General features: G+C 51.0%; 1 rRNA gene. It reads right to left on the bottom strand.

Features of this window, described 5'->3' with window-relative positions:
- Positions 1–653 (bottom strand): 23S ribosomal RNA (locus L2747_RS21370); the annotation flags it as partial.

Here is a 653-nt window from a genome sequence, read left to right as displayed (position 1 = left end):
CTAAGAGCGTACCTTCTCCCGAAGTTACGGTACCATTTTGCCTAGTTCCTTCAGCCGAGTTCTCTCAAGCGCCTTGGTATTCTCTACCCGACCACCTGTGTCGGTTTGGGGTACGATTCCTACTAACCTGAAGCTTAGAAGATTTTCCTGGAAGCATGGCATCAACTACTTCAGTCCCTTAGGACCTCGTCATCAGTTCTCAGCCTTAAGTACACCCGGATTTGCCTAAGTGTACAGCCTACAACCTTAAACGCGGACAACCAACGCCGCGCTAGCCTAGCCTTCTCCGTCTCTCCATCGCAGTTAGCAGAAGTACGGGAATATTAACCCGTTTCCCATCGACTACGCCTTTCGGCCTCGCCTTAGGGGTCGACTCACCCTGCCCCGATTAACGTTGGACAGGAACCCTTGGTCTTTCGGCGAGGAGGTTTTTCACCCCCTTTATCGTTACTCATGTCAGCATTCGCACTTCTGATACCTCCAGTGTGGGTTACCCCTTCACCTTCAACGGCTTACAGAACGCTCCTCTACCGCACTAGAACAAGTCTAGTACCCATAGCTTCGGTGTATTGCTTAGCCCCGTTAAATCTTCCGCGCAGGCCGACTCGACTAGTGAGCTATTACGCTTTCTTTAAATGATGGCTGCTTCTAAG

The organism is Shewanella marinintestina (genome assembly GCF_023283845.1).
GTDB lineage: Bacteria > Pseudomonadota > Gammaproteobacteria > Enterobacterales > Shewanellaceae > Shewanella > Shewanella marinintestina.
This window is presented reverse-complemented; position numbering and strand designations above follow the sequence as displayed.